We start from the raw sequence: 1,466 nt of genomic DNA, 5'->3' as shown, positions 1-1,466 counted from the left end.
TACCAATTCTGCCAAACATTGTCCCCAACCTTTAATGAAATCATTTTGTTTTGCCTCTACAATCAAAATCAGTGGATACTCTATCCATGAGCGACTGGCGTCGTTTCCACGGGGCTTATAAGGTGCGGACACAGGTGACGCACATAGAAAAAACCACTCGCTATTGCATCAATACAATCAAAATCAATTTTCATAAAAATTGCTTTTTTAAATCGCTACAAGCTTTTCTTAGTAAGCTTAAGAGCGATTATATTATACTAATTTATCATAGCCACACCCTAGAAAGCTAAAAAAACAAATTAAATCATGTCTGAAATCCATAATTTTGTCTCTCGAACGTCCCGTTTTATGGCAGGTATCCGAGCCATAGAAACAGCAAGACCCGATCGGCTGTTTGCAGATCCTTTTGCAGCTGAATTAGCAGGTGCCGAGGTGCTTGCGCTTCTCGAACCTTGGAAAAAGGAGTATCTCGAAAAAAATCACTCTATTGTTACGGTTCGGACTCGCTTCTTTGACGATTTTCTAAGGTCTTCCATTTCCCAATCGCGCCAGGTTGTCCTCCTGGGATCTGGCCTGGATACGCGAGCCTTTCGTCTGCCTTGGCCCTCTGAAACCCACTTCTACGAGATTGATCGACCAGAAGTTCTAGCGCTCAAAGACTCTATACTCCAGAAGACTCCAGCTCAGTGCCAGCGACACGAGATTGCTGCAGATCTTAGCCAATCTTGGTCTCATTTACTGCTCGATGGAGGATACCAAGTGAATCGTCCTTCCGTCTGGATACTGGAAGGACTTTTGTATTACCTGAATCAGGCTGAGGCGAAGCAATTGCTGAAAACTATTTCAGACTTGAGTACCACCGGAAGCTGCTTGGGAGCCGATTTGGTCAATGTGAAGATGTTGCAAAAGCCGACTGAGTTGGTGAAACATTGGCGCTTTGGATGTGATGAACCGGAAAAGCTATTTGCGGCTTTCGGATGGAAGGCATCAGTGGTTCAGCCTGGAGAAAAAGGCGCAGATTTTGGCCGTTATCGATGCCAACCTCCCCGTGACGTTCCCGGTGTTTCCCGTAATTTTTTCGTGACGGCTAGGAAAGAGAGTCATTGATAACAACAACCGGTCTTAACTTGAATGGCACTGACTTAAGGCTTGTTGTTCTCGAGTAAGGATTCAGGTGTCAGAAATGGGGCAGGTTTAATTGCAAATAACGGAAGATGTTGGGATGGCTCATAGGAACAAACCCGCTCCTACTTCGTGTACCTGATGTTGATTAAACTAAGCCAGTGAGTCACCCCACTGACTCGTCTCCAAAACCGGACGTGGGTAGTGGTAAAGATGTAGTGTTTTGGCGAAGGTCTGGTCAATATTTCGGGTGTTAAAATCACTATTTGTGTACCACTACCTAGGCTTACATCCTAAGTACCTGGACAAAAATAAATCTGACTGTATTAACTTGTTTAAATTTG

Annotated in this window: 1 protein-coding gene; it reads left to right on the top strand. The window is 44.3% G+C overall.

The window, feature by feature from the left end:
* The first annotated feature begins 306 nt into the window (after nt 1-306).
* Nucleotides 307-1,107: an SAM-dependent methyltransferase gene (locus tag F6K37_RS42135; RefSeq protein WP_287257183.1), complete on the top strand. Its 801-nt coding sequence runs from the start codon at nt 307-309 to the stop codon at nt 1,105-1,107.
* The last annotated feature ends 359 nt before the right edge of the window (nt 1,108-1,466 follow it).

The sequence above is a fragment of the Moorena sp. SIO4E2 genome (assembly GCF_010671945.1).
GTDB lineage: Bacteria > Cyanobacteriota > Cyanobacteriia > Cyanobacteriales > Coleofasciculaceae > Moorena > Moorena producens.
Note: the sequence above shows the minus strand (reverse complement) of the source record. Positions and strands in the feature narration are given on the sequence as shown.